The sequence below is a fragment of the Curtobacterium sp. B8 genome (assembly GCF_000333315.1).
GTDB lineage: Bacteria > Actinomycetota > Actinomycetes > Actinomycetales > Microbacteriaceae > Curtobacterium > Curtobacterium luteum.
Map to the genome: position 1 here is coordinate 1 of NZ_BACW01000509.1, position 1,411 is coordinate 1,411.

Consider the following 1,411-nt stretch of genomic DNA (forward strand, 5'->3'; position numbering starts at 1 on the left):
GCGGCCGGACGACGTCGGAGTTGTCCCTGCCCTGCACGTACGTGATCGGGCCGCGGCTGTCCTGCCCGTTCTGGGCGTCGCCCGAGTTCGCGGATCCGCCGCTCGAGCAGCCGGTGAGCACGAGCCCGATCGCGGCGATGCCGGCGACCGAGGCGAACCGCACCTTGGCGCGTGTTGTCTTCACAGGGATGTCTCCTCATCGAGATCACCAGGCCGCGTCGATCGGGTGCTCACGACGATGCCTGGAGCAGGCGGCACTGCCCGCTGACGGATGAAGTTACGCCCGGAACGACCCCACCGCAACCGGTTGCATCGGTTCCGTGACCTGGTCGTGATGACCTTCCGACGGACGGTTTCTGCGAACTTGCCGAAAGTGTGCGCTCACTTTCCCGTGCCGCCTGGGATCGGCGTCGAACGCGTCGTGCCGGCCCTGCGGGGTTCCGCACGAACCCCGCCGTCGGATGCGGCGACCGTTGTCCGGCGCGCGCAGGCTCCGTAGCGTCGCGGACATGGCCCTGATCCCCTCCGTCTCCGTGCCCGGCCCCCGTCGTGTCGTCAGCCTCGACCTCGACGCGCCGCTGCCCGAGCTCGTCGCCGACGAGACCGGCTCCTCCGCGCTCGTGGTCGGCTACCGGGGCGGCTTCCCGGTCACGACGCTCGACGTGCTGCTCACCGACGACCCGGCCGATGCCCGGCGCGCCGTCGAGCCGCTCGTCGCGCAGACCGCGGACGCACCGGCCCCAGACGCCGGCGACGTCGTCCGGGACGAGGACCTCCCGCTCATCTCGGTCGTCGTGTCGACGATCGTCGCCCGGATCGAGACCATCACGACGCTCCTCGGCGTCCTGGAGCAGCTCGACTACCCCCGGTACGAGGTGATCATCGTCGACAACCGCGTGAAGGTGCCGGAGCACGACCTGCTGCCCGGCATCCTCGAGGGCCACAACGTCCGCCTCGTGGTCGAGCGCCGACCGGGTTGCTCGGCCGGCCGGAACGCCGGGGTCGCCGCCGCGAAGGGCGAGGTCATCGCGTTCACCGACGACGACGTCCGGATCAGCCCGCAGTGGCTCCGGATGATCGGATCACGCTTCGTCCGCGAGCCCTCCCTCTCCGCGGTGACCGGGCTCATCCTGCCCGAGGAGCTCTCGACCCCGGCGCAGATCTGGTACGAGGCCTACTACGGCGGCTTCAGCGGCGAGCGCACCTTCGAGCCGGTGACGATCGTCCCCGAGGACGCGCCCGGTGCGATGCGCCATGCCCGGGTCTCCGCGATCGCCCCTGACGGCACCGTGCGGAAGCACTTCGCCGTCTACGGCATCGGCGGGTACGGTGCCGGTGCGAACTGGGCCGTGCGTGCGTCGGCGTTCCGTGCGGCCGGGGGGTTCGACCCCGTGCTCGGCGCCGGTGTCCC

General features: G+C 71.3%; 1 protein-coding gene and 1 pseudogene. One reads left to right on the top strand and one right to left on the bottom strand.

Going from position 1 to position 1,411, the window contains the following annotated elements; all coding sequences use genetic code 11:
• Positions 1 to 184 (bottom strand): annotated as a pseudogene (locus I59_RS22240) (ABC transporter substrate-binding protein); the annotation flags it as partial.
• Positions 185 to 509: 325 nt separating this feature from the next.
• On the opposite strand from I59_RS22240, the gene I59_RS13095 reads away from it, so the two are divergent.
• Positions 510 to 1,411 (top strand): glycosyltransferase family 2 protein (locus I59_RS13095; RefSeq protein ID WP_022904250.1); only part of this gene is annotated, 902 nt, incomplete at its 3' end.